The sequence below is a fragment of the Rhodoligotrophos sp. CJ14 genome, from assembly GCF_038811545.1.
GTDB classification, from domain to species: Bacteria; Pseudomonadota; Alphaproteobacteria; order Rhizobiales; family Im1; genus Rhodoligotrophos; species Rhodoligotrophos ferricapiens.
Map to the genome: position 1 here is coordinate 2,462,716 of NZ_CP133319.1, position 26,125 is coordinate 2,488,840.

General features: G+C 61.6%; 28 protein-coding genes and 1 tRNA gene. 7 read left to right on the top strand and 22 right to left on the bottom strand.

Annotated features, from left to right (window positions below; translation table 11 throughout):
* The first annotated feature begins 4 nt into the window (after positions 1-4).
* The gene (locus RCF49_RS11465; RefSeq protein WP_342640016.1) at positions 5-688 is read left to right on the top strand and encodes a GntR family transcriptional regulator; all 684 of its coding nucleotides are present in this window, start codon (positions 5-7) and stop codon (positions 686-688) included.
* A 133-nt stretch (positions 689-821) separates the two neighbouring features.
* On the opposite strand, the gene RCF49_RS11470 is transcribed toward RCF49_RS11465, so the two are convergent.
* From RCF49_RS11470 to murA, 4 genes are read right to left on the bottom strand one after another with little or no spacing between them, the layout of a single operon-like run.
* A complete protein-coding gene (locus RCF49_RS11470) occupies positions 822-1,847 on the bottom strand; it encodes an SIS domain-containing protein (protein WP_342640017.1) in 1,026 nt (341 codons plus the stop codon).
* The gene (locus RCF49_RS11475) at positions 1,840-2,733 is read right to left on the bottom strand and encodes an N-acetylmuramic acid 6-phosphate etherase (RefSeq protein WP_342640018.1); all 894 of its coding nucleotides are present in this window, start codon (positions 2,731-2,733) and stop codon (positions 1,840-1,842) included. Before RCF49_RS11475 ends, RCF49_RS11470 begins: the two co-directional genes overlap by 8 nt.
* Positions 2,734-2,774: 41 nt before the next feature.
* On the bottom strand, positions 2,775-3,683 hold the full coding sequence (locus RCF49_RS11480; RefSeq protein WP_342640019.1) for an N-acetylglucosamine kinase: 909 nt from the start codon (positions 3,681-3,683) through the stop codon (positions 2,775-2,777).
* On the bottom strand, positions 3,680-4,942 hold the full coding sequence (gene murA / locus RCF49_RS11485; RefSeq protein ID WP_342640020.1) for a UDP-N-acetylglucosamine 1-carboxyvinyltransferase: 1,263 nt from the start codon (positions 4,940-4,942) through the stop codon (positions 3,680-3,682). Before murA ends, RCF49_RS11480 begins: the two co-directional genes overlap by 4 nt.
* Before the next feature lie 177 nt (positions 4,943-5,119).
* Between murA and nagA the strand changes: the two genes are divergently transcribed.
* Positions 5,120-6,307, top strand: a complete 1,188-nt coding sequence (gene nagA / locus RCF49_RS11490) for an N-acetylglucosamine-6-phosphate deacetylase (RefSeq protein ID WP_342640021.1) — start codon at positions 5,120-5,122, stop codon at positions 6,305-6,307.
* Here nagA and RCF49_RS11495 read toward each other — a convergent pair.
* The 3 genes from RCF49_RS11495 to RCF49_RS11505 all read right to left on the bottom strand — a co-directional run bounded on the left by RCF49_RS11495 (position 6,301) and on the right by RCF49_RS11505 (position 8,556).
* A complete protein-coding gene (locus RCF49_RS11495) occupies positions 6,301-7,503 on the bottom strand; it encodes an exo-beta-N-acetylmuramidase NamZ family protein (RefSeq protein ID WP_342640022.1) in 1,203 nt (400 codons plus the stop codon). The two genes, nagA and RCF49_RS11495, sit on opposite strands and share 7 nt — an antisense overlap.
* Positions 7,500-8,054: a DOMON-like domain-containing protein gene (locus tag RCF49_RS11500; RefSeq protein ID WP_342640023.1), complete on the bottom strand. Its 555-nt coding sequence runs from the start codon at positions 8,052-8,054 to the stop codon at positions 7,500-7,502. Before RCF49_RS11500 ends, RCF49_RS11495 begins: the two co-directional genes overlap by 4 nt.
* A 412-nt stretch (positions 8,055-8,466) precedes the next feature.
* A tRNA-Ser gene (locus RCF49_RS11505) sits at positions 8,467-8,556 on the bottom strand.
* A gap of 158 nt (positions 8,557-8,714) precedes the next feature.
* Between RCF49_RS11505 and msrA the strand changes: the two genes are divergently transcribed.
* Positions 8,715-9,359 (top strand): peptide-methionine (S)-S-oxide reductase MsrA, encoded by a 645-nt coding sequence (msrA, locus tag RCF49_RS11510; protein WP_342644186.1) that lies wholly within the window; start codon positions 8,715-8,717, stop codon positions 9,357-9,359.
* 96 nt (positions 9,360-9,455) lie between these two features.
* Positions 9,456-9,872, top strand: coding sequence for a DUF3429 family protein (locus tag RCF49_RS11515; protein ID WP_432807280.1), 417 nt, complete (start codon positions 9,456-9,458; stop codon positions 9,870-9,872).
* Positions 9,873-10,307: 435 nt separating this feature from the next.
* Here the strand turns inward: RCF49_RS11515 and RCF49_RS11520 are convergent, their stop codons facing one another.
* From RCF49_RS11520 to RCF49_RS11555, 8 genes are all read right to left on the bottom strand, one after another.
* The gene (locus RCF49_RS11520) at positions 10,308-11,114 is read right to left on the bottom strand and encodes a DUF2189 domain-containing protein (RefSeq protein WP_342640025.1); all 807 of its coding nucleotides are present in this window, start codon (positions 11,112-11,114) and stop codon (positions 10,308-10,310) included.
* Positions 11,115-11,283: 169 nt separating this feature from the next.
* On the bottom strand, positions 11,284-11,742 hold the full coding sequence (locus RCF49_RS11525; RefSeq protein WP_342640026.1) for a nuclear transport factor 2 family protein: 459 nt from the start codon (positions 11,740-11,742) through the stop codon (positions 11,284-11,286).
* Between the two features lie 147 nt (positions 11,743-11,889).
* On the bottom strand, positions 11,890-13,104 hold the full coding sequence (locus tag RCF49_RS11530; protein WP_342640027.1) for an ABC transporter substrate-binding protein: 1,215 nt from the start codon (positions 13,102-13,104) through the stop codon (positions 11,890-11,892).
* A gap of 121 nt (positions 13,105-13,225) precedes the next feature.
* Positions 13,226-13,918, bottom strand: coding sequence for a TetR/AcrR family transcriptional regulator (locus RCF49_RS11535; protein WP_342640028.1), 693 nt, complete (start codon positions 13,916-13,918; stop codon positions 13,226-13,228).
* 118 nt (positions 13,919-14,036) lie between these two features.
* Positions 14,037-15,659, bottom strand: a complete 1,623-nt coding sequence (locus tag RCF49_RS11540) for a class I adenylate-forming enzyme family protein (protein ID WP_342640029.1) — start codon at positions 15,657-15,659, stop codon at positions 14,037-14,039.
* A gap of 8 nt (positions 15,660-15,667) precedes the next feature.
* Complete coding sequence (locus tag RCF49_RS11545) at positions 15,668-16,435, bottom strand: SDR family NAD(P)-dependent oxidoreductase (protein WP_342640030.1); 768 nt, start codon at positions 16,433-16,435, stop codon at positions 15,668-15,670.
* Positions 16,436-16,536: 101 nt separating this feature from the next.
* Positions 16,537-18,447: a flavin-containing monooxygenase gene (locus RCF49_RS11550; protein ID WP_342640031.1), complete on the bottom strand. Its 1,911-nt coding sequence runs from the start codon at positions 18,445-18,447 to the stop codon at positions 16,537-16,539.
* Positions 18,448-18,567: 120 nt separating this feature from the next.
* Positions 18,568-19,497, bottom strand: a complete 930-nt coding sequence (locus tag RCF49_RS11555) for a LysR family transcriptional regulator (protein WP_342640032.1) — start codon at positions 19,495-19,497, stop codon at positions 18,568-18,570.
* A gap of 123 nt (positions 19,498-19,620) precedes the next feature.
* Between RCF49_RS11555 and RCF49_RS11560 the strand changes: the two genes are divergently transcribed.
* Together RCF49_RS11560 and RCF49_RS11565 are read left to right on the top strand one after the other, a co-directional pair.
* The gene (locus tag RCF49_RS11560) at positions 19,621-20,163 is read left to right on the top strand and encodes a phosphonopyruvate decarboxylase (RefSeq protein ID WP_342640033.1); all 543 of its coding nucleotides are present in this window, start codon (positions 19,621-19,623) and stop codon (positions 20,161-20,163) included.
* Position 20,164: 1 nt separating this feature from the next.
* Positions 20,165-20,758, top strand: coding sequence for a thiamine pyrophosphate-dependent enzyme (locus tag RCF49_RS11565; protein ID WP_342640034.1), 594 nt, complete (start codon positions 20,165-20,167; stop codon positions 20,756-20,758).
* Positions 20,759-20,832: 74 nt separating this feature from the next.
* Here the strand turns inward: RCF49_RS11565 and RCF49_RS11570 are convergent, their stop codons facing one another.
* The 4 genes from RCF49_RS11570 to RCF49_RS11585 form a co-directional block, all read right to left on the bottom strand.
* Complete coding sequence (locus tag RCF49_RS11570) at positions 20,833-21,234, bottom strand: hypothetical protein (RefSeq protein WP_342640035.1); 402 nt, start codon at positions 21,232-21,234, stop codon at positions 20,833-20,835.
* Positions 21,235-21,304: 70 nt separating this feature from the next.
* On the bottom strand, positions 21,305-21,685 hold the full coding sequence (locus tag RCF49_RS11575; RefSeq protein WP_342640036.1) for a DUF202 domain-containing protein: 381 nt from the start codon (positions 21,683-21,685) through the stop codon (positions 21,305-21,307).
* A 104-nt stretch (positions 21,686-21,789) separates the two neighbouring features.
* Positions 21,790-21,966 (bottom strand): hypothetical protein, encoded by a 177-nt coding sequence (locus RCF49_RS11580; protein WP_342640037.1) that lies wholly within the window; start codon positions 21,964-21,966, stop codon positions 21,790-21,792.
* The gene (locus tag RCF49_RS11585) at positions 21,963-22,160 is read right to left on the bottom strand and encodes a hypothetical protein (protein ID WP_342640038.1); all 198 of its coding nucleotides are present in this window, start codon (positions 22,158-22,160) and stop codon (positions 21,963-21,965) included. The genes RCF49_RS11580 and RCF49_RS11585 overlap by 4 nt, the downstream gene beginning before the upstream one ends.
* 659 nt (positions 22,161-22,819) lie before the next feature.
* Between RCF49_RS11585 and RCF49_RS11590 the strand changes: the two genes are divergently transcribed.
* Entirely contained in the window at positions 22,820-23,755 is a 936-nt protein-coding gene (locus RCF49_RS11590; RefSeq protein WP_342640039.1) for a 2-hydroxyacid dehydrogenase, read from the top strand.
* A gap of 31 nt (positions 23,756-23,786) precedes the next feature.
* On the opposite strand, the gene RCF49_RS11595 is transcribed toward RCF49_RS11590, so the two are convergent.
* From RCF49_RS11595 to RCF49_RS11605, 3 genes are all read right to left on the bottom strand, one after another.
* The gene (locus RCF49_RS11595) at positions 23,787-24,284 is read right to left on the bottom strand and encodes an SRPBCC family protein (protein WP_342640040.1); all 498 of its coding nucleotides are present in this window, start codon (positions 24,282-24,284) and stop codon (positions 23,787-23,789) included.
* On the bottom strand, positions 24,268-24,624 hold the full coding sequence (locus tag RCF49_RS11600) for an ArsR/SmtB family transcription factor (protein ID WP_342640041.1): 357 nt from the start codon (positions 24,622-24,624) through the stop codon (positions 24,268-24,270). Before RCF49_RS11600 ends, RCF49_RS11595 begins: the two co-directional genes overlap by 17 nt.
* A 114-nt stretch (positions 24,625-24,738) precedes the next feature.
* The gene (locus RCF49_RS11605; protein ID WP_342640042.1) at positions 24,739-26,115 is read right to left on the bottom strand and encodes an aspartate aminotransferase family protein; all 1,377 of its coding nucleotides are present in this window, start codon (positions 26,113-26,115) and stop codon (positions 24,739-24,741) included.
* Positions 26,116-26,125 lie beyond the last annotated feature (10 nt).

The window sequence follows — 26,125 nt, forward strand, 5'->3', positions numbered from 1 at the left end:
GCCGATGCTGACGCGCTCGGAATCAGTGACGGATCGGTTGCGGCAACAGGTGCTCGAAGGCGAGTATCTGCCCGGCAGCCGCTTGCAGGAAGTGCAGCTTGCCGAGACCATGGGCGTCTCACGCACCCCCGTCCGTGCGGCGCTCGCCGCGCTCGAGAAGGAGGGGCTCCTCACCTACATCGCCAAGCGCGGCTATGAAGTGAGGCGCTTTTTGCCGGCCGAGATCGCCGACATGTACCAGGTGCGATCCGTGCTGGAGGGAAATGCCGCAGCACTCTGCGCGAGAAACGGCATATCCGATGAGCAGGTGGCGGAGCTACGCCGCTGCTTGATGCAAGGCGATGAGATCCTCGCCAAAGGCCATCTCGATCCGGCCGATCTGCCGGTCTATCGCGATCTGAACGGCCGGCTGCATTCCGCCATCATCGCGGGCAGTGGCAGCGCTGTGACGGCGCATCACGTGCGCCAGATCTGCCAGATCCCATTCCTGTCCGACCGTGTAATTCTTTGGGAAAGCTTCGCCCTGATCAACCGCTCTCATGACGACCATCATCGCGTGGTCGACGCCATCGTTGAACGTGACCCCCAGCGGGCCGATGCGATCATGCGTGAGCACGTGACATTCATGGGCAGGGTCGTGCTGGCATTCCTGACGAAGTCATCCTTCGCTCAGGTCAAAGCCCGATAATGACGCCGCAATCCCGTTGACGATTGCACCGTCGGACCCAGATCAAATGGTAGCACCGCCAGACAGGAATACCGGGATCTGCCGCAGCGCCAAGCTAGATGGCATGGCGAATGCCAAGCAGGCCGCACGCTACTCAGAATGTCCGTGTCACCTTGTTCAGGTGGGGCGGATTGTCGGGATCGAGGCCTCGCCGTCGCGCCGCCCCCTCGATGGCGCGATACGCTGGGACCAGCATCAGGACGGGGTCCACCACCGGATGACCGTCGCCTATCCAGGGCAGCGTCCCCTCCGTTCCTCCGGCAATAAATGCCTTCTCGCCCGCGTCGGTCAGGTCACGGACGAGGTCATCGACGGCGGCAGCCGCCTGGTCGTTCTGTCGTAGCATCAGGACCGGGGTCGATGGCGTGATCGATGCGCGCGGCCCGTGTCGAAGCTCGGCCGCGCTATAGCCCAGAGCCGGTACCCGCAAGAGTTCGGCCACCTTGAGCGCGATCTCGCGAGCGCAACCGAGACCGTAACCCCGGCCAGCAACAAAGGCCGCCGGCGCGCCAGCGACGCAATCAGCCCACGGCGACCAGTCGCACGCGAGCGCGGCGGAGAGGCGGCCCGGCAAATGACGGAGGCAATCCGAAAGATCGTCGTCGCGTGCTAGAGCCGCCACCAATTGGGCCCCCGCGATCATCGACAGCACGACCGACTTCGTCGCCGCGACGGAGTGTTCTGCTCCCGCGCCGATCGGCAGGATCAACTCTGATGCGGCGGCTGCGGGAGAATTTTCGTCGTTGACGACGGCAAGCGTAAGCGCGCCAAATTGGCGTGCCATTTGGGTGGCTTTGACAATATCGGGACTGCGCCCGGACTGCGACACAACCACGAACAGGGCGCCACTCATGTCCGGCGACCGCTGATAGGCGGTCACGACGGAGGGGGCCGCGGCAGATGCGAGCAGGCCAAGGCGCGCTTCGAACAGGTAGCGCAGGTAAACACCGACATGACCCGAGCTGCCGCGCCCACAGAAAACGACAATGCGCGGCTTGGCCTGCTTGATCCGTCTTGCGAACGCGTTGAACAGATCGGTACGTGCCAAAAGACGTTGGGCCGCCGCGGGTATCTCGGCGGTCTCACGTGCCATCGCGCTTGGGATCTGCGGGTCAGTCATTCTTGCCTGTGCATTCTTTGATCGCGGAGCGCAAATTGCCCCCGTGGCGTTGGAGCAACTCCGAGGCTTCGCTGCGGCCGATTCCGAAGCCGATAAGGATGGCCGTCTTCACATCTCCGTCAGCTTGTCCAAGATAGCGCGCGGCGTCGCCTTTCCCGCAGCCGACGATTTCGCTGACAATGGCTTCTGCGCGCCGGCTCAGCTTGGCATTCCGGGCCCGCATGTCCACCATCAGCCCGCGATAGACGCGGCCCATCTTCACCATTACGGCGGTTGAGAATAGGTTCAGCACGATCTTTTGGGCAGTGCCTGCCTTCATCCGGGTCGAGCCGGCGATCACTTCGCTTCCCGTATCGGCAAGGATGCGATGGCGCGCGACCTCGAACAGAGGCGCGGCCGCGTTATTCGCAACGGCGATCGTCACGGCGCCGGCAGCGCTGGACGCCCGCAACACGCCGATCGTAAAGGGAGTTGTGCCACTTGCCGCGAGGCCGATGACAACGTCGTTCGCAATAATTCTCGCGTCCATCATGGCTTGCGCGCCGGCCGCCTCGTCGTCTTCCGCTCCCTCGGCGCTTCGGACGAGCGCATCAAGCCCCCCCGCCATGGCGAACACGAGACGCTCGGGAGGCCAGTCATAAGTTGGGGGTAACTCGCTTCCGTCCTGCACGCCGATGCGTCCAGACGTGCCGGCTCCGGCGTAAACAATCCTGCCGCCTCGCTCCAGTGCGGGGACCGCGTCGTCCACGGCTGCGCCGATTGCGCCAAGGGCGCCGCGAACCGCAGCTGCCGCAGAAAGCTGCCCTTCATACATGGCGGCGATAACCTCGGCTGTGGACCAAGAATCGAGGTCAACGTAGCGTGAACTGATTTGCTCGGTGTGCATCACCCTATCCGGTTATGTTGTAAACGCAGCCGACATCATTCCTATCCGTCGATTCGGGGACACAAAACCTTCATGGCAGTCCGCCGGGCAAGTTCGAGGGCGCCATCCACCGCATCGCCCTCGATGGGAACCAGCTGGCGCTGTACATCTGGCGCCAGCCATGGCTCCATCGGAGATGCGAGTCCGCCTAGCAACGCGATCCGGGAAGCACCGCATTCTGACAGCCGACGCACCAGTTCGTCGATCTGCTCCGCGGCATCGCGCACAATCCGTCGCGCGACCGGGTCTCCCCCATCCGCGTGTCGCATCACGAGGGGTGCGAAAGTCGCATAGTCCGTGGCCGTCGCCGGATCCATCCAGGCAACGGCTTCGAACGGATCATTGTTGAAGCGCATCATTACCTCGCGCGTGAGCCTGCTCTCGATCGCGCGCCCGTCATAGGCGCGCAACGCCAAGCGGATTGCGTGCAATCCAATGTCGGCGCCGCTACCCTCATCGGAAATGGGAAAGCCATAGCCGCCGACCCGAAATTCGCGCCCTCCTACAACAGCAAAGCCGACGCTTCCCGTTCCCACGATGACAATCCCGCCATCCCGGGCTCCATGGGCTCCTATGCAGGCGATCGTCGCATCATTAACATAAACGACAGACCGGAAGGGATGTGGCCGATGCATGAGCTCTTCGAGCGCACCTTTGCGGCCAACGCCCGCAAGCCCGACGCCAGCATGCAGCGAGCTCAGTGCGTCGGAGCCCAGCCCGGCGTCTTGGAGCGCAGCGCGGCAAGCCCTTTCCACTTCGGCAAGAGAGCGGTCGATGCCAACGCGCAACGCTGCCGGGCCGGCAATGCCCGTCCCAAGTACGAGCCCCTCCGCGTTCTGAATGCGCGCACGGCATCCCGTGCCGCCACCGTCGACGCCGATGAACAGTGGAGGTTGCGAAGCCGCCGTCATCCTACGACCCGCCTGATATCCGCGCCACATTGCACCAGCTTGCGGTCGAGGGATTCATAGCCGCGATCGAGGTGATAGACACGGTTGACGGTCGTTTCGCCTTCGGCGACAAGGGCGGCGAGGACCAGGCTCACCGATGCGCGCAAGTCGGTTGCCATCACTTCCGCGCCGTGAAGTCTCTCGACCCCACGGACCAGGGCCGTAGAGCCTTGTAGCGAGATGTTGGCGCCGAGCCGCCCTAGCTCGGGCACGTGCATGAACCGGCTCTCGAACACCGTCTCGCGAATGACTGATGCGCCCGACGCGATGGCCATCAAGGCCATGAACTGCGCCTGCAGGTCCGTGGGAAAGCCGGGGTAGGGCTCTGTCGAGACGTCCACGGACTTTAGCGTGCCGGAGCGCACGACCATCAAGCCGCGATCGGTGGGCCAGATTTGGACGCCGGCGCTTTCCAGCACCGCAACGACCGAGCCAAGGTGTTCGAGATGCGCCCCGAGGATTTCAAGATGGCCGCCGGTTATCGCCGCAGCGACAGCGTAAGTCCCGGCCTCAATGCGATCGGTGATCAGTTCGTGGCGGGCGCCATGGAGCGCATCCACCCCCTGCACCAAGATCCGATGGGTCCCGACCCCTTGGATGAGCGCCCCCATCGCAACCAGGCAGCGTGCGAGGTCAGAGATTTCGGGATCGCGCGCCCCGTTGAGGATCTCGCTTTCACCGCATGCGAGGACCGCCGCCATCAGGGCCGTCTCGGTCGCGCCCACGGATGGCGAAGAGAGCACGATGCGGTTGCCGCGCAGCCCATTACCATTGGTCCACGCGTGAATGTAACCGCCTTCCATTTCGACATTGGCTCCGAGCGACTCCAGTGCTTTGAGATGCTGATCGATCGGCCGCGCGCCAATTGCGCAGCCTCCGGGGAGCGACACGCGCGCAGAACCGAAACGCGCCAGCATCGGCGCCAGCACGAGAATGCTGGCGCGCATGCGGCGGACGAGCTCGTAGGGCGCCTGCGCGTTGCGGGCACCCCCGGCATCCAGCACCAGGCTCCGCCCAGCGCCATGGGTTGCCACCACGCCAAGCTCCCGCATCAGCGAGAGCATGGTGTTGACATCGGTCACTTCGGGAACATTTCTCAACTCCAGCGGCTCGGAGCTGAGCAGCGAAGCGGCTATCTGCGGCAGAGCGGCATTCTTCGCTCCGCAGATCTGGACCGAGCCTTCAATGCGTTTGCCGCCGCGAATGACCAATCGATCCATGCTGTTTTCTTCGTCGCCTTGACGATCAGAAGCTTGGCAACCGCCATTGCGTCTGACTGCACCGCGGCTCATATCCTATCAGCGACCGGCATGGTGCCGGCCCTGGGTATTTCGACGAGCATCCTTTATCCTAGATCGGATTCGATGCGCCACCAATCCACCCGTCAGGGACAATCTATGAGCCGAGATCGAAATAATCCTTTAATCACCGGCGGCCATGCCATCCTGGCGGACCGTGTTTTTGACGGTTATGGCTGGCACACCGACGCCGCGGTGCTGATCCGGGCAGGCCGCATCGTTGGGCTCGGGGCCCCGGGTGAGGTTCCTTCCGATTGGCCGCAGACGCGCCTCCCGGCCGGCGCCTTCCTGGCCCCTGGTTTCATAGACTTGCAGGTAAACGGGGGTGGCGGCGTTCTCCTCAACGATCAGCCGACGGTCGAGGGTATGCGCGCCATTGCCCGGGCGCACCGTCGCTATGGCACGACGGCGTGCCTCCCGACCCTCATCACCGATACGCGCGAGAAGATGAAGGCTGCCGTCGCGGCGGCTAGTTCGACGGTCGGCCGGGAAGGGATCCTCGGTCTGCACCTAGAAGGCCCCTTCATCAGTCCGCTGCGTCCGGGCGTTCACCCGTTAGATCGGATCACGCAACCTGCTGCCGGCGACCTGGATCAGTTGTGCGAACTCGCCGACGTCGGCAGGTCATTGGTGACTTTGGCACCCGAATGCGTCCCGACGGGTTTTGTCCGGAAGCTGGCCTCCTCTGGTGTGCGAATTTCGATCGGACACAGCGAGGCGACCGCTGACGTTGTCATGCAAGCAGTCGCGGACGGCGCAACCGGCGTCACTCATTTGTTCAATGCCATGCCGCCATTTAGCGCGCGCGCCCCGGGAATCATCGGCGCAGCGCTGGCGGAACACCGGCTGACGGCAAGCCTAATCATCGACGGAACCCATGTTGATCCCATTGCGGTCCGGGCCGCATTCATGGCGAAGGGTTCAGAGCGGATCGTGCTGGTCACCGATGCGATGCCCACGGTCGGCACGTCGTTGGACCATTTCGAACTGGCTGGCCGAACCATCAAACGGACCGACGGACGGCTGACCACGGAAGAAGGCACTCTAGCGGGCGCACACCTGGATATGGCCTCGGCGGTGCGCAATGCGGTCAAGCTGGCCCAAGTTCCCGTAGAGGACGCGCTGCGCGCCGCTTCGCTGACACCCGCGCGATTCCTCGGCCTGGACCACGAGCGCGGAACGATCGTTTCGGGCGCTCGGGCCGATCTCGTTGCTCTCACTGAGGAATTCACGGTGATTGCGACCTGGCTCGGCGGCAGCACCGATCAGTCCGAGGACCTTCAATAACGCAGGTATTCCTGTCGCTGGGCGGACCACGCCTGCTCATCCGATTGCGCCAGTACGTCGAGGTCGTTCGGCGTCGCCGACGCGTCGTCGACCCATTCCCGCAATAACGGACCGCCGTTGATGACATCGATGGGGAGCTTGCCGTGCTCGTATTCATAGGGAAAATCGCGCCACAGAGCGTAGTCCGGGTACAGTCGGCGGATCGCCTTAAAGGCGAGTGCCTGGAGGCGCCAGGGCTTGAACGTCTGATGATTGTAATCAGGAACTTCCGTGTGGATCTGCACGCCGTGGCAAAGCTGGCCCGCATGTTTGTGAAACGTGGGTTCGAACCAGCACTCACGGAGGCGGCAACCACCGAGCCACTGCGGAGCCAGGGATTCCATTTCCTTCATAACTGCGCGCGCATCGATATCGGGCGCGCCGAACAGTTCTAAAGGCCGGGTGGTGCCGCGCCCCTCCGAGAGCGTCGTGCCCTCCAGCATCACCGTTCCCGCATAGGCGCGCGCCATCCACAAGTTCGGCGCGTTGGGACTGGGATTGATCCAGGTGCGCTCGCCCAACGGCCATCCGAAACCCGGCGCGGCATCGGGCTGCCAATCCTGCATGTCGATGATCCGATACTCGATATCAAGCTCGAGCGTCTTGATGAACCACAGACCCAGCTCGCCGAGTGTAAGCCCATGACGCATCGGCAACGGTCCGGCGCCGACAAAGCTTTCCCAGCCGGGGCGCAGCGTTAGACCTTCGACAGGTCGGCCCGCGGGGTTAGGCCGGTCCAGCACCCAAACAGCCTTGCGATGTTTGGCTGCCGCTTCGAGCACATAGCGTAGCGTCGTGATGAACGTGTAAATGCGACACCCCAGATCCTGCAGATCGACGAGGATCACATCCAATCCACCCATCATCGCATCCGTCGGCTTTCGCACGTCGCCATAAAGGCTGAAAATCGGAATGCCGTGCACCGGATCGTTATAGTCCGGCGACTCGATCATGTTGTCTTGCTTGTCGCCGCGAAGACCGTGCTGCGGACCGAAGGCCGCGGTGAGCTCCATGTCGCCGCATGCTGCCAGTGCGTCCAGCGCGTGCGTCAGGTCGTCCGTGACGGAAGCAGGATGCGCGACCAGCGCCACGCGCCGGCCGGCGAGCGTTGCGCGCAAAGCGGGTTCTGCGATGAGGCGATCGATGCCGAATTTCATGGTTGCTGCATCACCGGAGAAAATTCATGCTCAAAGGAGTCCTTGTGATGAAAGTCAGGCTTTCCGGGTGGGTGCGCCAGCCCCCAGTATGACTTGAGGCCGCTTGTGTCTTCGATCAGCGCCGACAGACCGAGTTGCCATGGGCTCTCGCGCGGCAAGCCCAAGCGATCCAATTCTAGCGAGACCTGCAATGTGTAGCAGTCCGGCGCAGATTGCACCTTGACCGTAGGCGCACTGATCTCGTCCGCCACAACCATCCCGCTTCGGTAGCCGCTGAACCGATAGGCCGCCCATTGTGTCGAAGGTGCAAAGTTGAATTCGTAGTACTCGCTGCCCGACAAAGCACGGACAAATGCCTCGAAGCAAGTGTGCCGCCAAAGCTCATCGCGGCGCGTGCTTTCAACAACAGGGAAAATACGGATGTCGTTCATTCTTCCGGTGACAATATAGGACAGGGTCAGGATACTCGGATGCGGACGGGTGATCTCTACTTCAATGCGTGTTGCCGCAGAACAGTACGAATCCGGATGAAGTCTCAGCAATCGGCGCATATGGGTACTGTATAGGGTTGCGGATACGTTGGCACCAATTCAAATCGCGGGCGAGGCCCAAATTGCTCTGCGGGTGCTCCCTTGCTTAGCCTGGGTGTGGTGACTTTGCCCCGCTTTCTGAAGCTGGCGTTCTGCAATCTCGCGCCGCTATCTCGTAGGCTTATTGTGCTCCCGGATCCCTGCGCTGCTGGGCGCGTGAGATTGACGATTTCTCCCGGATCGAGCTTGCCGCAGGCAGCCGTTGAGGCGAACTGCTAGATAGTCAGCTCATTGCCCAGGACGCTGGAACGGGCACGGGTGGTCGTTTGGGAGAGCGGATACCTCCGCCCGCAACTAATGCGGGCTTAATTGTGGGGTCGAACTCATGCTGAGAAAAAATGCCCTGAGCCACCAAGTAGATGCGCCTACTTAATGGCGGAGAGAGAGGGATTCGAACCCTCGATACGGTTTCCCGTATACACGCGTTCCAGGCGTGCGCCTTCAACCACTCGGCCACCTCTCCTCGAACCGCGACGCATGGCGTGCGGTTGGTGGCGCGCAATATACTCATTAGCCGCCAGGGCGCAAGCGCTCCTCATCAGATCGCCACCGACTTTGCTTGCATCCCACCACTCGCGCGCCATATCTGAGTGCAAGGGAAGTGGAGACACCGTCATGCTGATGTTCAGATCCGGCAAATCACTCACGATGCCCACCGCCAGCGATGCCCTGCCGGGCCGGAATACGCCCCTGCCAACCGCCAGCCATCACTTCGTCAATGGTCAGCCGCTCAAGGGCCCGTTTCCCGAGGGCGCCAAGCAGGCACTCTTCGGCATGGGCTGCTTCTGGGGCGCTGAACGGCTGTTCTGGTCCCTGCCAGGCGTCATCGTCACCGCGGTGGGCTATTCCGGAGGCCATACGCCGAACCCGACCTATGAAGAAACCTGCACCGGCATGACCGGCCATGCCGAAGTGGTGCTCGTTGTCTATGATCCCAAGCGGATCTCTTATGAGCAATTGCTCAAGACTTTCTGGGAAAGTCACGATCCGACCCAAGGGATGCGGCAGGGCAATGACGTGGGCACCACCTATCGCTCCGCGATCTATACCTTTGATGATGAGCAGAAGTCCGTGGCGGAGCGCTCGCGCCGGCAGTTCCAGGCCGCTCTGCGCGAGCGTGGCTATGGGCCGATCACCACGGAGATCAAGGAAGCTGGCCCCTTCTATTATGCGGAGGATTACCACCAGCAATATCTGGCCAAGAACCCAGGCGGCTATTGTGGCCTCGCCGGCACTGGCGCGACCTGCCCGGTCGGCTTGGCGTGAGCTTGCTTCTACCCAACTGGCTGATTGATGGTGCCACTGCCCGCCCAAGACCACCCGCCATCGCGTAGACTTGTCCTCTCCGCGATCGTGGGTGCCTTGGCGGGGCTGCCTTTCCTTGCCCTGGCGCTTGCCGCCTGGTTCGGGAATGAACCAGCCACCCAAGGACGCGTGATCATTGCCGAGCTGATCTACGGCGCGGCCGCCATCGCCTTTCTCGGCGGCATGCGCGGCGGCACGGCGGCCGGGCCCTATTCCCGGCGGCGGATCGCGCGCGAGCTGTCCCTTGCGGCACTTCTGGGATTGGCCGCAGTCCTGGCATTATTGAGTCCGCCGATCCCCGCGATCGCCGTGTTGATCGCGGCATTCCTATTCACGGCGCTCTGGGACATTGTGAGCCTCCAGCGCCATGCCATTCCGGCATGGTTCGCAGCCGCGCGGCTCACCCTGGCGGGAATGGCTCTCATAGGCTTGCTGGCCATCTTGGCAAAGCTCGCAATGACCACCGCCATTTGAAGATGAGCGGGACCGCCCAATTCAGGGCGCGATCCCGCTCTACGCATTGATACCCCTAATGGCGCGGCGCTCTGGACCTCCAAGCAATACGCATCTCGCGACGATTGCGCCGGTGATTGTACTGCTTCCATGTCCATTCCGCGATTAACAACAGCACACCTGCAATACAAAGACCAAGAATTGCGTAAAGCATGTGCCCCTCGCATTTCTAAACGCGATGGGGAATTATATTCTTGGAGATCGAAGCAACAAGCGTGTAATTGGCAATGCAATTATCCAATGTAGATTCGACATTTACAGATCAAGCCTGTTATACAAAGAGCTCCATTTACGATTGCAAGCCATTTGCCCGGGGTCGATACTGCCGTGCAAAAGGCTCGGCAGAACAAAGTCCGACCAGTGCCTCCCTCTGACGGTTCTGCGGCCGATCGCTGTTCAGATCACCACCCGGCGATAGAGATGCCAGGTCGCATGCCCGAGAACTGGAACGATGATCGCCAGCCCGACGAGCAGTGTGGCAAAGCCGATGACCAGGGCGATCGCAACAATCAGGCCCCATAGAAGCATGGGCCCGGGATTGGTGACGACGGCATTGATGGAGGTGCGTGCCGCCGCAAGCGCTCCGACATGGCGATCCAAGATCAAAGGAAAGGACACAACGCTGATCATCAGTGCAGCAAGCGCGAACAGGAATCCGACGGCATTGCCCACTAGGATCAGCGTCCATCCTGCCCGTGTAGTGATCACCTCGTGCAAAAATCCGCTGACCGTGGCGGGCACCATGTCACCAAAGATCGCGCTATAGATGACCATGGCGGCGATGAGCCAGAGCACAAAGATCATCATCAAGGTGAAGCCGAGGATCGCAAGAGGGAGCAGGCCCGGCGATCGCATCACATTCAGCGCATCGGCCCAGGCGGCATCCTGTCCCTGCTCCAGCCGCCGGCTGATCTCATAAAGACCGAGCGCCGCAAAGGGACCGACCAGCGCAAAACCCGCGACCAGCGGGAACAACAGAGGCAGAATGTCATATCCCACCACGAGCCGGCACAGGAAAACGCCGGCCAAGGGATAGATCAGTCCCAAGAACACGAGATGGCTTGGCTTCTGCCAGAAGTCGTTCCAGCCTTTTTCCAGGGCATCCCGAAGGTCGGCGACGCCAATCTTGCGCACAGCCAGTGGGCCGTGTTCATCCACGCCTGGAAATGCAGTTCGAGTGCCGGTGAAGGTTCTATCCGCCATGGCAATCTCCGCCGTTTTGCCGGCGGGCCCGCGATTGCGCGGCATTCGCTAGGCAGTCCGCCGACCATGTGGTGCCCCGACGCCTCTGCCCATCACTATACACCTGCTATCGGGAATTGTCCCCCCGAGATGGGACGTGGGCGGACCGAATGGCGGTACAATGAAAGCTCTATTGATAGCCACCCTCTTTGCGGGGTTCCGCTGCCTCGCTCTGCACGGAATCGGCGTTCTCTGGCGCCCAGAGCCGCCGTCGATCCGGATCGCCGCTGCTGATCTGCTCGGGGTCGAAATAACAGCGAAAGGCCGTGATTTTCCGGGAATCGTGCTCGATGACCGTAACCCCGCCATAGCGGAAGGGGCCATAGGTGGTGGCGCCGTCGCTCGTCCACTCGATGAAGCTCACCCGATCCGCCTTCACCACGGTCCTGAACACGGAATGGATCTGCTGAAAGGCGCGGCGATAGTCGTGCCAGAACTTTTCAACGGCGTGTTCCTCATCCTTGCGGTGCTCGACCAGCGGGTTTGAGATCTCCGCAGCCTGGCTGAACAGTGCAGCAAGGGGCTCTATCGCACCGGTTTCCTCCAGCCCGCGAAGCGCCGTGATGAACTCGTCGGTAATGTCTTGCATGCGCCCTTTCCGGACAGCAGTCACCATGACCGTCCTTGCTTTGCAAGGGTGCTCGTCCGGAAAAGGTTCCTCAATCAGCGCTGGCGTGGGACCGCGAAGCTCTGTTCCGGGCTTCACAGCCTCTGCGCGGAGAGCCGGAGAACCATACTAGTTCCCCGTCACCAGCGGGCACTTGCCCTCATTCAGGGGGCGATAGGCCTGATCCACTGGTACTTCCTGCACCAGTTCGTAGACGTCATTCGGATTGTCGGCCGGCGCTTCCTTGACGCGCCACACATAGACCGGCGTCATCCGGCGCCCATCCTCGCGGATCGTGCTCTTGCCGAAAATCGGATCCTCGCTCGGCGAAGCCTTCATCTTGGCGACGATCGCCTTGCCATCCGAGGACTTCCCATCGAGCTCATCCACCGCGGCCAGATACTGCCAAACCGCAGCATAGGCACCCGCCTGCAGGCTGGTTGGCACCTTCCCCTTGAACCGCTCGGCAAACCTATTGGCAAAGTCTCGCGTCTGATCGTTCAGGTTCCAGTACCAGTTATTGGTGACGATCGCCCCGTTCGCCACATTCGTGCCAATGGACACGATATCAGAGATATAGACCGCGAGTCCGACCACTTTCTGATCGCCCTGCGTCATCCCGAAATCGGCCGCCTGCTTCACGGCATTCACGAAATCCCCATTAGGCGCGGCCAGCGCGACCACCTTGGCACCGGATGTCTGCGCCTGCACCAGGAACGATGAGAAATCGAGATTGCCGAGGGGATAAGCAACGCTGCCAAGCTTCTTGCCACCGGCCTTCTCGAGCGCGGCGGTCGATTGCGCTTCCATATCGTGACCGAACGCATAGTCAGTGGAGATATAGAACCAGGTATCGCCGCCGTCTTTGACCATGGTGCGGGTCGGCACATTGGCCATGGTCCATGTATCGATGGAATAGTGCACGGTATTTGGGGTGCAGCGCTCGCCCGTGAGCTGGCTGGAGACGCCACCGGTACCAAGGAACACCTTGTTGGCATTCTTCATGAAGTCGCTGACTGCGAGCGCAATCGCCGAATTGGGCACGTCGATCACCGCTTCGACGCCCTCTGTGTCAACCCAGCGCCGGACCAGGCCAAGCCCGACATCTGCCTTGTTCTGGTGATCTCCCGACAGGATCTCGACCGGCCGGCCCGGATGGCTCTTCCGGTAATCCTCAGCAGCCATCTTTGCCGCCTCGACCGAGCCCGGACCGCTCACATCGGCGAAGCCACCCGACATGTCGCTGAGCACACCGATCCGGATCGGGGTTTGCTCTGACTGCGCCTGAGCCGAAACGCTCAGCAAGGCCAAGGCCAGGCCTGCTGCAAGGCTGTGCCACTTCATGATTTCCTCCCATACGAAGCCGTTGACCGGCGCTCCCCATTTCTGGACATACTGCCGGGTATTATGTTTCGCGTCAATGAAGCTGCCTCCAGGAGCGCTCCATCCGCAGGTTTGCGTGGACTCAGCTCCTGCCGTCGATGCCCTGCATCACGAACATGGCATGCTCTTCCGCAATTTGACGCCGCGCCTTCTCCGTTTCGCCCGGCCGCGGCCGATACCACAAGGTCATCCAGTTCAGGGCACCCAGCAGCGGCTTCACCACGATCCGCGGCTCGCAGCGGCGAAACTCTCCCGCGGCAATCCCTTGCGCAAGCACGTCGAGAAAATGCTGCTCATATTCATCTCGCATCTGGATGAGCGTCTTGAGCATCTTGCGCTGAGCCGGTGTCGTGCTCCCCATGAGATGCATCTCGACCCCCTGCACCGATACGCGCTGCAGCGGCAGATGCGACATGATCAGATCCACATGCGCAATCAGCATCTGCTGCAAACGCTCGCGTGCGGAGCCTGCTCCCGTGGCGATTGGCCGGATGGTCTTGAGATTGAGGTCCATCGCGGCGCGGTGGATGTCGAAGAATAGGTCGGCCTTGCTGCGATAATAGTAGTAGACGCGCCCCTTGGTGGCACCCAGCACCGCTGCGACCGTATCGATCGACGTCGCTGCATAGCCATGCTCCATGAACGCGACCGCTGCGGCCGACAATACCTCCCAGCGGTTCTGATCCGTCTGGGACTGGCTGTCCTGCACAGGTCCAGGCGCGTCCTTCTTGGAAAGACGCCGGCGACGCCGGGGTGGAGCGATCTCACTGGTCATGGGAAATGACAACCAAGTCCTTATCAAGTCCGAGCCGACAACGGCCCCAACGGCTGAATCCGTTGGCGGCCGGCGACCCTGCATAACCTCTCATCGGCGCACCCCGAAAACAGCGCGCCTATCCTACAGCCTTGCCCCCGCCGGCCTCCTGCTCGGCCTCTTTCGCCAGCAGGGCACGCTGCACCTTGCCTGTGGGCGTGCGCGGGAGCTCTTCCACAAATTTCACGAAGCGCGGCACCTTGTAATCAGCCATCCGTCCTTTGCAGTAGGCGATCACATCCTGCGGCGTCAGTCCGGATCCCGCGGCGCGTTCGATGAACGCATAAGGCACTTGCCCCATCCGCTCGTCCGGCGCTCCCACCACTGCGGACGACTTGATTTCAGGATGGCCCGCAAGATGCTGCTCGATCTCGATCGGCGAGGTATTGGTGCCGCCGACCTTCAGCATCTCCTTGAGCCGCCCGGTGATGGTGAGATAGCCCTGTTCGTCGAGATTGCCGATATCACCGCTGCGCAGCCAGCCATTTTCGGTGATCGCCTGCCTGGTTGCGTCGGGATCTTTGTAATAGCCCATCATCACCGTTTCGCCGCGGCACCAGACTTCGCCATCTTTGCCCGGTCCCACAACCTCGAATGTCTCGGGATTGACGATCCGCACCTCGCAATCCGAAAGCAGCGGCGCCTTGTTCTGGCAACAGACCGCGATCGGATCATCCCACGCATTGAATGAGGTCGAGATGGTGTTCTCGGTCATGCCATAGGTCGAAAGCAGCCGCGGCAGGCGCAGGGCGCGCATGATCTTTTCGAATGTCTCCTGCATCACAGCGGAGCCACCGATCCATGCAGCCTTCATGGACGAGGTGTCTCTGTCCTTCAGCTCGGGAAGGGCCACGAGATCGTAATAATGCGTAGGCACCGCGCCGAAGGCCGTGACCCCATGGGCCTCGATCAGCCTCAGCGCTTCCGATGCATTCCACTGCACCATCGGCACCAGCCCTGCGCCAAGCGAAATGGCGGGGATGAGTGCCATGAACAGACCGGCCGAATGATAGAACGGCATATGTGCCATGATCCGACCGCCCGGCTCCACCCCGAGCGCAAGGCCCACCTTGGTAGACTGCCGGATCACCCCGTGATTATGCATCACGCCCTTCGGCTTACCCGTCGTGCCCGAGGTGTAGCAGATGAGCAGGAGATCCTCTGGCCGTACCTTGGCCTCTGCTTCGGCGACGGACGCGGCATCGTCCCGGAGAAGCGATGCCAGGGAGATTGTCCCCGCTGCGGGCTCATCACTCACCATCACCACCGATGACAGCTTGGGAAATGCGGCCAGCGCAAGCTTGCCCGGCTCGCCCGCCGCCAGTTCGGGCGCAAGCGACAGGAGCATCTCGTAATAATCGGTGCTCCACATCCGGTGCAGCATCACCAGCACCTTGGCGTCGGACTGCTCGATGACATAGCGCGCCTCTTCCGCCTTGTAGCGCGTATTCACCGGAACGATCACGGCGCCAATCCTGGCGGCGGCGCAGAAGGTCAGCACCCACTCATAGGTATTGGGCAGCCAGATCGCGACGTGATCGCCTCGCCCGACCCCCAGCTTGAGCAGCCCGGCGGCCATGCGGTCGACCTCCCCATTGAAGGCAGCGAACGTAACCGTCCGGTCGTCACTGATGAAGAAGGGGATATCGGGATACCGTTTGGCGCTCTCCCGCAAAAGACTGCCGATAGTGGGCTTGTTCATAGCCTTTCCTAGACCGAATAGCCGCCATCAAGGGCGATGCTTTGTCCCGTGATGAATGCCGACCTGGAGGACGCAAGAAACACTGCGGCATCCGCAGCCTCTTCCGCCGTGCCGAAGCGGCGAAGCGAGGTGTTGCGCTTCATGGCCTCAACGAAATCCGGCGTGAGGCGCTCCTCAAGCCGGTGGAAAAGACCGGCATCGATCACACCCAGCGCAAGGGAATTGGCCCGAATGCCGTAGCGCCCCTCTTCCCGGGCGATCCCGCGCATCATGGCCTCGATACCGGCCTTGGGCACGAGGGAAAGAATGTCCTTGGGCGGATGCCGCATGAGCCCTGCCGAGGACATGGCAACGAAAGCCCCGCCTTGGCCCCGCATATGCGGAATGACCGCTTTGATCACGTTGAAGGCCCCCGTGAGATCGCCTGCGACGGTTCTGTCCCACTCCGCATCGTCGATCGCAGCCACGTAGGTCATGCTGATATCGGCGCCATGAGCGAGAACCACCGTATGAAGCCTGCCGAAATCACGCGCAACCTCATCAACTGCCGCCCTGACCGCCTCGCGATCGGTCAGATCGAGCGCGACAGAACGCGCGCGCAGGCCTTGGGCCTCTAGAGCCTCCACGAGCTCGCCTGCCGCGGCTTTATTCGATCGATAGGTGAACGCGACGTCGCAGCCTTCCGCGGCCAGCGCCAAGCAGACAGCGCGGCCGATACCACCGCTGCCACCGACGACAAGCGCTGCGCCCTCCGGAAACATTGCCCTCCCCGCCATTTAACCTCCTATGACCGCATCATTTTTCTTATGCGAATAGCGCTCGCCATCGCTTCGAATGAAATACTACCGGGTATGATGACTGTCAAACCTGCCTCGCCCTAAGCAGCCCTCTCCTGGCGATATTCCGAGAGCTTCGGCTCGAATGTCAGCTTCCAATAATCCACCAGCCGCCAGGGCTGGTTTGTGATGATACGGCCACTCTCATTCTTGTACCAGGTCGACACCTTCGGATGACTCCAGACGAGCTGCCTCAGTCGCGCGTCGATATCCTCGTTATAGGCGTCATGCACATCCTCACGGATTTCAACCGCGGCGATGCCTTGCTCCACCATCGCACGCAACACCTTGACGATGTAGCGGGTCTGGCACTCCGCCAGGAATATGGCGCTCCCACCATGGCCGAGATTGGTGTTCGGCCCATACATCACGAACATATTGGGGAACTCGGGCACGCTGATACCGAGATAGGCGCGCGGATTGTTATCGCCCCAGATCTCACGGATCGTTCGCCCGCAACGCCCGGTGATCTCCATTGGCCAGAGCATCTTGCCCGCATGGAACCCGGTTGCGAAGACGATTGCGTCTGTCGGTATGCGGCGCCCGTCGGCGACCCGGATGGCGTCGGGCTCGATCCGTTCGATGGCCTCGGTGACAAGCTCGACCTTCTCCTGCCGCAGCATCTTGTACCAGCCTGCATCTGCCAGCACGCGCTTGCCGAACGGTGGATAATCCGGCACAACCTTTTCGATCAGATCGTCCCGCCCCTCGAGCTCACGGTGAATATGGCGCAGCAAAGCCTGCCGAAAGCGCTCGTTGTGCTCATTCACCGCGCGATCATTGCCCGCCCAGGCGGGATCGAGCGCCAGGGCCTGGAATAGCCCGTCGGCAAAGCCCCAGAACAGCTGAAAACGGTACCAGGGTGCATAGAACGGAATGGTCTTCAGCGCCCACTTCTTTTCATCCGAAACCGTCCGCAGCACATTCGGACTGCGAGACACCCAGGCGCCGGAGCGCTGGAAGACCGTCAGCGATTGCACCGCCTCGACAATGCCAGGCCCGACCTGAACCGCGCTGGCGCCGGTGCCAATGAGCGCAACCCGCTTGTTGTTCAGGTCGGCATCATCCGGCCAGGCAGCCGTATGCATGATCTGGCCTTCGAACTGATCGAGCCCAGGGAGCTGCGGGATAGAGGGGCGATTGAGCTGGCCAACCGCACAGATCAGCGCGTTGAACACTTCGACGTGACGATTGCCCTCGCCATCTCTCGAGGACACGCGCCAGAGCTTCGCATCCGGCAGATATTGCGCGGCGCGAACCTCGTGCCGGAAGCGAATGAAGGGCCGCACGCCATATTTGTCGGCGCAATGCTTGAGATAGGCGAGAATGCTGTCTTGGCGGGAATAGTAGTTCGGCCAATCGTCGTTCGGCTCGAAAGAAAACTGATAGAAATGGTTCGGTGTGTCGACCTGGCAGCCGGGATAGCGGTTCTCATACCAGGTGCCGCCGACTTCGGGGTTCTTCTCGAAGATCACGAACGGAATACCCGCCTCGCGCAGCTTGATGGCCGCGCATAGGCCGGATGCGCCCGCCCCGATAATCGCCACACGGAGCTGATGGCCTTGCCGCTCCGGCATCCGTGCCGGCTGTGACTGTGCCACCCGCTCCGGATCAAGCGACATCTGATCGAGCACCATCGGCACATAGTCGGGCGTCACCTCGTCAGCGACGGCGACACACATCATCCGCCGGATCGTCTCCGTAGTGGGATGAGCCAAACGCGGCGCACCGCCACTCGCCAACCGCATCATTTCGGCTGCGGCTTGGTCCCTGATCTCTCGCTTGAGCTCATCCGGCACCCGCTCGGAATAATCCCAGGGGCCGCGCACATGTGGGGCGATACGGTCGAGCCAGCCGAGCTCTCCGCTCATCTGAATGAGCGACATCGTCAGCGGAACGATGTCGGCGCCGTCGAGCTTCCGCCTGAGCTCAGAGATCTCTACCCCCGCCATCAAGTCTCGCATCCACATTACATTCCATACTACTCGGTATCTTTATAACATGTGGTATGGGATGTCGATGATGCAACTGCTGCGGCCTCTTGCATCCGCGGACGCTCGCTTATAGCTCGCTCAGGCGATCACGCGAGCACCCGGCCAGCCGCCCTTCCGCACCATGGACAGCACGTGCTCGGCCATGGCATCCGAAAAGACGCGCACCGAATAGGGTTGGCTGCGATCGATCGGCAGCACCAGCACGATCCGGCGCAGCACCTCAGGCTCGCACAGAGGGGCTGCGGAAATCTCACGATCGGCCAGTTCCGCCGCCACCGCCGAGGGCGGCAGAACGGTCCAGCCGAATCCGCTGCGGGCAAGCTCCAGCTGCGTCTGCAGGGAATCCACCTCGACCCGGACATTGAGGCGGAGATTGTGGCGCTCAGCGGCCTCGTCGATGAGCTTGCGCAGCCCGTGCTGTGGGCTTGGCATGATCATCGGCACTGATGTGAGGGCCGCGAACTTGACGGGAACGCCGATTTCGAGCCCCGCATCGGGAGATGCCACTACGAAGAGCGGCTCCTCCACCATCGGTACCACATCATAGCTCGACAAGCTCGGCAGGTCATAGAGCACGGCAATGTCGAGTTGGCGTCGGCCAAGCCATTCGATGAGAAAGCCCGCATAGCCGGTGACCAGCCGCAGCGAGACCAATGGATTATTCTCGACGAAGGAACGGATAAAGGGCACCAGCGCCCGATCCCCAAGGCTCGGAATGATTCCGCACACCACGTTGCCCGTGATCGCCCCGCGCAAAGCCAGAAGGTCCGCACGGGCATGTTCGACCTCGCGCAGGATCGCCCGGGCACGCTCCAGCAGCCGCTCGCCGGCCTCGGTCAGTTTCATGCCCCTGCCCTGCCGCTCGAACAGCTCGGTTGCAAATTCCTCTTCCAGCAGCCGAACCTGCCGGCTCAGCGTCGGCTGTACCGTATTCAGCCGATCGGCGGCACGGGTCAGGCTGCCGGTTTCCGCAACCTGAATGAACGTCCTCAGCTGCCGCAGATCCAATGGGATCTCCCGAGATATAGAAGATCTGCATAGGATATAATGAAATTATCTATTTTCAAAAGCCTGCCACCAATGCCTATTCTGCCGCGGGGGGCCCGACGGGGCCAATGAAGTGAGGCCGAAATGCAGGCTGTGCAGGCTAGCGAGAACACCCAGACACTCTGGCAGGACGTGCTGTTCGAGTGCCTGAAACGCGGCGGCATTCGCCAAGTGCCCTTCGTGCCTGATGCCGGGCATAGCCACGTGATCCGCCGTGCCCAGGCCGATGGCGAGATGAAGGCCTACCCTCTCACGACTGAGGAGGAGGGCATCCCCGCCCTCTGCGGTGCTTGGCTCGGCGGAGAGAAAGGCGTCTTGCTGATGCAATCGAGTGGCGTTGGCAATTGCATCAACATGCTGAGTCTGGTTGCAAACTGCCGCTTTCCCTTCCTCACCATCGTGACCATGCGCGGCGAGTCCGGAGAGTTCAACCCTTGGCAGGTGCCGATGGGCCGGGCAACTCCAGTGGTGCTGGCCGCGATGGGCCTCACCGTGCACAGGATCGACCGTGCCGAGGACGTCGGCCCGACCATCGACATGGCCATCCATGATGCCTTCCTCAGCGAGCAGCAGGTCGCCGTTCTGCTGTCGCAAAGGTTGTTGGGTCGCAAGAAGTGGACGGATTGATATGGTGCAGCAGATTATGTCCCAACTCGACCGAAGAGAGGCAGTTGCGACCCTCCTTAGGGATCGCGGGGACCTGCTGGTCATCACCGGCTTGGGATCACCCACATATGACGCCATGGCTGCAGGTGACCATGATCGCACCTTCTATCTCTGGGGCGCGATGGGTGGTGCGGCCATGATGGGATTAGGCCTGGCGCTTGCCCGGCCCGGGGAACGGGTGGCGGTCATCACGGGCGATGGCGAGCAGCTCATGGGGGTTGGCGGGCTGCTGACCATCGGCGCTATTCTTCCAAAAAACCTCACGGTCGTGGTGTTGGACAACCACCATTATGGCGAGACCGGCATGCAGCCGAGCCATACCGGGATGGGGGTCGACCTCGTCGGCATCGCCAAGGCCAGCGGCTTCGCCTGGTCCCAGTCGGTCACCGAGCCGCACGAGCTCGAGAATCTCCGTTCCCGGCTGCATGGGGCTCAAGGCCCAGGCTTTGCATCCGTTCTCGTCAAACCGGATAGCCCGCCGCGCGCATTGCCGCCACGCGATGGCGTCGAGCTTAAGAACCGCTTTCGTCGCCAACTGGGGCTCGGGACCATATGAGCGCCTGACCCCATTGGCGAGAAGGCACTTGACCATCCCCATAAAGACGGCCGCCCCATTGAGAGGGGCCAACTTCAGTGCTTGCCGGCTTTGGCGGTGTTCGAACCAAGATCATCAGCTAGCCGATAATTCGGCCTGCGCCGCTTCTCCTTATGGTCATCTTCGTCGCCCTTCAGCCCCTCGGCCGCATGTGCGATCGCGCCCACCGCGCCAGTCACGACATTCTTCACCATCGAGGCCCCGACCGAACCGGCCTCCTGGACGGTGTCACCAGCTCTCTCCACGTCCCGCTTGTCGGGAAAGTGCTTCACCAATGCCGCCGATGCGGCAGCTGCGGCTGCCACCAGTGCGTCGGCAAGCACCGCTCGCCCGATAGGATGGTTGAGAACAGTATCGATGATCGTCGCCTTCCGTACGGATTTCGGTACCTTCACGCCGGCGACCTTCTTCGGCACCTTTGTCTTCTTCTTAGCCAAGTTGCACCTCGATCGCGAATTGAACCTGTGGAGCAAACTTGCTTGAGAGACAGAGGTTCCCGGGGCGACACTAACCCTTCTCTATCGGCGTCAACCAGATCCCCAGCAGCGCGGCAAGCGCGACCAGGACGAGAAACCCATTCACAAGAACGAGCACGGCCGATGGGATACGACGGACATCGGGTTCGGGCGGCGGCGCGCCCGGAAACAGCTGGCGCCAGACCGCCGCGGAAAAGCAGAAGGAGCTGAACAGCACGAGCAGGCTTCCCGTGCCGATCACCATCCAGTCGGGGATGACATTGGAGAGCAGCGCCTTTGCACCTATGCCCGCAGCGAGGCTGCTGAGCCCAAGTTGCACCCAGGATGCATAGGTCCGTTCCGCCGCGAGCACTGTTCGGTCCGCAGCGAGTTGCGTGCGACGATCGGGACTTCCCTTAGCTACCGGTTCCATGGGTCGAGTATTAGCGCGACACTAATCGTCCTGCTCCTCGGAACGCGCAAGATCACGCGATGTTCCTCGGACATCCCGCTCTAATCCGCCCTGGCCTGCCGACGCTAGTTTTGAGCGATTCTGTCGGTGATGATCTTCGGGCTGTAATAGTGATGGGATTGCTTGGGCATCAGCGCTTCTGCCATCATCATGCCAGCCACGAGGGCAAGCGCCCCTGCCACCACGCCGGAGGTGAAGACCCCGGCGCGGGTATAGGCGAGCAGCCGATAGGGCGACCTCATGATTGCATCCTCCACTCGGTCTCCCAGATCAGATTCTCCCGCAAGCAGGCCGCTGGATTGGGTTCTCCCCGGAAGTGCACCCGCACGAAGTGGTCAGTGATGGACGAGATCACGCCAATTTCGGGATTGGCGCTGGATTCGCTGGCGGTGTAGACGACCGAGCGCCAGATGTCTTTCTCCGTGGGGTTGATCATATCGCGTCCTCCAAAACTCTAACCCTGCCAAGCCATTGCCACTGGTCGCTGTGCCACTCCTCATAGTCCTCCCCGGCAGTGTCACCCTCCCAATTGCGCTTGGCGTAAGCTTCCGGATCTGTCCTACGCGCGGAGCAACCACGCGAAGGGATTACAGGTTTAATGACTATGTCGCTGCCAGAAGCGCCCTGCTTCGGAAGGCAATCGCTCCCGCGGCACAGAACGCGCCACCTCTATTGGCCTGCTTGATAGTCGATCCGGTTCTTCATGACCTCCTTACGTGCAATAAGCTTGCCAGACGCCCCAAGTTCCTCGTCAGAATGATCTATCTTTAAGGATTTCTATCCAATTCGAATAATTTTATTAGTCTATATTGCTCAACATTAACCCGGCGATCGCGGATCTCTGCACGGTGTTCATGCAGCTGTTAACAAGCTGCAGGCAGGAAGCATCTGTCGTCGTGCGACAAGCTGACATGGCCGGTCCGGCCCTTATTTGCAGCACGTCTGGCCCGGATATTGCGCGGCCTGTTTCCCGTTTCAGTGCGGGACGTATCACGATAATCGCTGTGCCACTGTCTCAGGCGAGTGTATGCGGCCGGTGGCCTTAATCCAGCAACGGGCTATACTCGCTCGCACTCAAATCCAGGGGACCATGTCATGCGGCCCTCAACATTCCTCTATCGCGGAAAGCCTGACGTTGCCGAGCGCTGGCGCAAGCTCTTCGCAACCCACGCGCCGGAAGTCGATTACCGCGCCTGGCCCGAAGCGGGAGCGCTTTCTGAAATCCGTTATATCGGCCTGTGGGACTGGGAACCCGGCTTCGAGCAGTATTTCCCGAATCTCGAAGTGGTGTTCTCGCTGGGCGCCGGCATCGACCAGTTCGTCAAAGCCGGCTTGCCTGAGCACCTGCAGATCGTCAGGATCATCGACACTGATCTTACCGCCCAGATGGTGGAATATGTGAGCTGCGCGGTCATGGCCCATCATCGCGAGCTCATTTCCTATCAAGCTCTGCGCGCCCGGCGCATCTGGGAACCGCGGCCGGTGCGGTTGGCGAGCGAGCGTCGTGTCGGGGTGATGGGGCTTGGTGTTCTCGGCTCGGCGGCGATCGAACGGCTTAAGGCGCTGGGCTTCCAGTGCTCGGGCTGGAGCCGTACGCCAAAGGAGATTGAAGGCGTGACTTGCTATTCGGGCCCGGACGGCATCTCCCCGTTCCTCGCGAAAACCGAAATCCTGGTCTGCCTTGTTCCGCTGACACCCGAGACCGAAGGCATCCTGAACGCCGGCGTATTCGAGAAGCTTCCGGCCGGTGCCGGGCTCGTGAATGTCGGCCGCGGCGGCCATCTCATCGAACAGGATCTCCTTGCCGCCCTCGACAGCGGCCATCTCAGCGGTGCGATCCTCGATGTTTTCGAGACCGAGCCCCTGCCCCCCGAACACCCCTTCTGGACACATCCCAAGATCTTGATGACACCGCATGTGGCCTCGACCACGCGCCCCGAAAGCGTCGCGCTCGGTGTCATCGAAAACCTGCGCCGCCTCGCGCGGGGCGAAGTGCCCCGCGGCCTCGTCGACCGCCGCGCCAACTATTGAGCGGCAGATCCAGCGCCGGGAGATCCGCTGCTCAGTTTGATTGTCCCTCCATGCGGACGAGCTCGTCGGCCAGCTTGTCCAACGTCTGCCCCCAACCCTCGGGCGCGCCTTGAGTCATCCAGGCGGCCTCTGGATCGAGCACAGTATAGCTCTGCTCGACATCCATGCGCGTGCCGCCGCTCGCATCCGCAAAGTTGACCGCCGTCAGCGCCTTGAACAGGCCGTGCCCCTGCATGTCCTCGACCCGCAAGTCGAGCACCAGCCGATCGAACGGCGAGACCTCGCTGAACGTGCCGCGCACCCAATGCGCTGCCCCGTCCGGCGCGCGCATGCAGAGCTCGAACACGCCGCCTTCGCGCATCTCCACTGTCGCCTCTGGAATGGTGAACTCGGTCGGGCAGAACCAGCGCTTGATGTGGTCCGCAGTGCTCCAGGCTTTGAACACGAGCTCGCGGCGGACCGGAAAAATACGAGAGGTGCGGAAGGACGCTGGCTCGCTGGGAGAACCTCGCTCAGTTGCTCGGGCCATGATCTTCTCCTTCATCGGAAAGGGTTGTGAGATATGCGCCCAACCGATCGAGCCGGCGTTCCCATTCCATTCGCATCCGGCTGATCCAGCTCTCCGTCTGACTCAGGACGTCGGGATTGATCTGGCAGGTACGCACCCGCCCGATCTTCTCCGAACGCACCAGGCCGGAGCTTTCCAGAATGGCCAGATGCTGCATGACACCGGGCAGTGACATGGTGAAAGGACGCGCCAATTCGCCGACCGATGCGGGGCCTTTTGTCAATCGTTCCAGGATAGCCCGCCGCGTCGGGTCAGCGAGAGCCTGGAACGTCAGATCGAGATCTGCCGATTGGTTAAGCATTCGCTTTAGTATCACGCCCCTGATAGCTAAGCAATCACTTTAGTGTTCACGCAAAAGAAATGCGCCGGCAAATGCCGGCGCATCTGTGTCGCGGATGAGGAGGCGTATGCCTGCTCAGCCCATCGTCTTCACGAAATCGGCGGTGCGGTCGATCGTCCGGCCCATCCGCGCGACGATATCGTCGATCTCGGACTCGGTCACGATCAGCGGCGGGCAGAGCGCCAGCGTGTCGCCGATCGCCCGGAAGATCAGCCCCTCATCATGGCCGATCTCGGCAGCCTTTGCGCCGACCTTGCCCGCTGGCGAGAAGGGCTGCTTCGTCGCCTTATCGGCCACGAGCTCGATGCCTGCGATGAGACCGGTGCCACGGACTTCGCCCACCAGCGGATGATCGGCGAATTGCCTGAGACCCTCCTGGAGGCGCGGCCCAAGCCGGGCCGCATTGCCCATGAGGTCACGCTCCTCGATGATGTTCAGATTCTCAAGCCCCACGGCCGTTGCAACCGGATGGCCCGATGCGGTGAAGCCATGGCCGAACGTGCCGATCTTGGAGCTGTTGTCGGCAACGGCATTATAGATCTCATCCGTGAACATCACCGCGGCCAGGGGCATATAGGACGAAGTGATCTGCTTGGAGGTGACCATGATGTCCGGCGTGAAGCCATAGTGGACACAGCCGAACGAGGAACCCAGCCGGCCGAAACCGTTGATCACCTCATCCGACACCAGCAGGATATCGTATTTCCGGCAGAGCGCTTCGATGCCCTTCCAATAGCCCTCCGGGGGCGGCATCACGCCACCGGCAGCCATCAGCGGCTCGCCGATGAATGCGGCGATCGTCTCCGGCCCTTCCCGGAGAATGACCTCCTCGGCTTCCTTCAGCAGGCGGGCGGTGAACGCGGCCTCGTCTTCGCCCGGCTCAGCGAACCGGTAGAAATGCGGGCAGGTCAGATGCACCACGGGGATCGCCGGTAGATCGAAATCGCGGTGATTGTTCGGCAGCCCGGTCAAGCTTCCCGAAGCAATGGTGATGCCGTGATAGCCCTTGTTGCGCGCAAGAAACTTCTTCTTGGCAGGCCTGCCCAGCGCATTGTTCATGAACCAGACGAGCTTGACGACCGTGTCATTGGCCTCGGAACCCGAGGAGGTGAAGAAGGTGCGGGTCAGCGGCGCCGGCGTCATCTCCACCAGCTTTTCCGAGAGCCGGATGGAAGGCTCATGGGCCTTATGCGCGAAGGTGTGGTAATAGGGCAGCTTCTGCAGCTGGCGATAGGCGGCATCGATCAGGCGTTTCTCATTGAAGCCGACCGCCACCGACCACAGGCCGGCAAGCCCCTCGATATATTTCTTGCCCGCTTGGTCATAGACATAGATCCCCTCGCCGCGATCGATGACGACCGGGCCTTTCTGCTCATGAGCACGAGCATCCGTATAGGGGTGAAGGGTCGTGGCGATATCGGCCGCCACCAGCGAGTTTGACAGGACGTTCATGCTCTAATCC

What these genes read in the sequence shown, in the direction of transcription:
- RCF49_RS11585 (WP_342640038.1), bottom strand. Translation starts at nt 22,160, where the DNA reads ATGATCAACCCCACGGAGAAAGACATCTGGCGCTCGGTCGTCTACACC.
- RCF49_RS11495 (WP_342640022.1), bottom strand. Translation starts at nt 7,503, where the DNA reads ATGAAATTCGGCATCGATCGCCTCATCGCAGAACCCGCTTTGCGCGCA.
- RCF49_RS11470 (WP_342640017.1), bottom strand. Translation starts at nt 1,847, where the DNA reads ATGACTGACCCGCAGATCCCAAGCGCGATGGCACGTGAGACCGCCGAG.
- RCF49_RS11500 (WP_342640023.1), bottom strand. Translation starts at nt 8,054, where the DNA reads ATGCGCCGATTGCTGAGACTTCATCCGGATTCGTACTGTTCTGCGGCA.
- msrA (WP_342644186.1), top strand. Translation starts at nt 8,715, where the DNA reads ATGTTCAGATCCGGCAAATCACTCACGATGCCCACCGCCAGCGATGCC.
- RCF49_RS11475 (WP_342640018.1), bottom strand. Translation starts at nt 2,733, where the DNA reads ATGCACACCGAGCAAATCAGTTCACGCTACGTTGACCTCGATTCTTGG.
- RCF49_RS11575 (WP_342640036.1), bottom strand. Translation starts at nt 21,685, where the DNA reads ATGGAACCGGTAGCTAAGGGAAGTCCCGATCGTCGCACGCAACTCGCT.
- RCF49_RS11605 (WP_342640042.1), bottom strand. Translation starts at nt 26,115, where the DNA reads ATGAACGTCCTGTCAAACTCGCTGGTGGCGGCCGATATCGCCACGACC.
- RCF49_RS11560 (WP_342640033.1), top strand. Translation starts at nt 19,621, where the DNA reads ATGCAGGCTGTGCAGGCTAGCGAGAACACCCAGACACTCTGGCAGGAC.
- RCF49_RS11520 (WP_342640025.1), bottom strand. Translation starts at nt 11,114, where the DNA reads ATGGCGGATAGAACCTTCACCGGCACTCGAACTGCATTTCCAGGCGTG.
- RCF49_RS11530 (WP_342640027.1), bottom strand. Translation starts at nt 13,104, where the DNA reads ATGAAGTGGCACAGCCTTGCAGCAGGCCTGGCCTTGGCCTTGCTGAGC.
- murA (WP_342640020.1), bottom strand. Translation starts at nt 4,942, where the DNA reads ATGGATCGATTGGTCATTCGCGGCGGCAAACGCATTGAAGGCTCGGTC.
- RCF49_RS11595 (WP_342640040.1), bottom strand. Translation starts at nt 24,284, where the DNA reads ATGGCCCGAGCAACTGAGCGAGGTTCTCCCAGCGAGCCAGCGTCCTTC.
- RCF49_RS11525 (WP_342640026.1), bottom strand. Translation starts at nt 11,742, where the DNA reads ATGCAAGACATTACCGACGAGTTCATCACGGCGCTTCGCGGGCTGGAG.
- RCF49_RS11535 (WP_342640028.1), bottom strand. Translation starts at nt 13,918, where the DNA reads ATGACCAGTGAGATCGCTCCACCCCGGCGTCGCCGGCGTCTTTCCAAG.
- RCF49_RS11480 (WP_342640019.1), bottom strand. Translation starts at nt 3,683, where the DNA reads ATGACGGCGGCTTCGCAACCTCCACTGTTCATCGGCGTCGACGGTGGC.
- RCF49_RS11545 (WP_342640030.1), bottom strand. Translation starts at nt 16,435, where the DNA reads ATGGCGGGGAGGGCAATGTTTCCGGAGGGCGCAGCGCTTGTCGTCGGT.
- RCF49_RS11540 (WP_342640029.1), bottom strand. Translation starts at nt 15,659, where the DNA reads ATGAACAAGCCCACTATCGGCAGTCTTTTGCGGGAGAGCGCCAAACGG.
- nagA (WP_342640021.1), top strand. Translation starts at nt 5,120, where the DNA reads ATGAGCCGAGATCGAAATAATCCTTTAATCACCGGCGGCCATGCCATC.
- RCF49_RS11580 (WP_342640037.1), bottom strand. Translation starts at nt 21,966, where the DNA reads ATGAGGTCGCCCTATCGGCTGCTCGCCTATACCCGCGCCGGGGTCTTC.
- RCF49_RS11565 (WP_342640034.1), top strand. Translation starts at nt 20,165, where the DNA reads ATGGTGCAGCAGATTATGTCCCAACTCGACCGAAGAGAGGCAGTTGCG.
- RCF49_RS11465 (WP_342640016.1), top strand. Translation starts at nt 5, where the DNA reads ATGCTGACGCGCTCGGAATCAGTGACGGATCGGTTGCGGCAACAGGTG.
- RCF49_RS11550 (WP_342640031.1), bottom strand. Translation starts at nt 18,447, where the DNA reads ATGGCGGGGGTAGAGATCTCTGAGCTCAGGCGGAAGCTCGACGGCGCC.
- RCF49_RS11600 (WP_342640041.1), bottom strand. Translation starts at nt 24,624, where the DNA reads ATGCTTAACCAATCGGCAGATCTCGATCTGACGTTCCAGGCTCTCGCT.
- RCF49_RS11590 (WP_342640039.1), top strand. Translation starts at nt 22,820, where the DNA reads ATGCGGCCCTCAACATTCCTCTATCGCGGAAAGCCTGACGTTGCCGAG.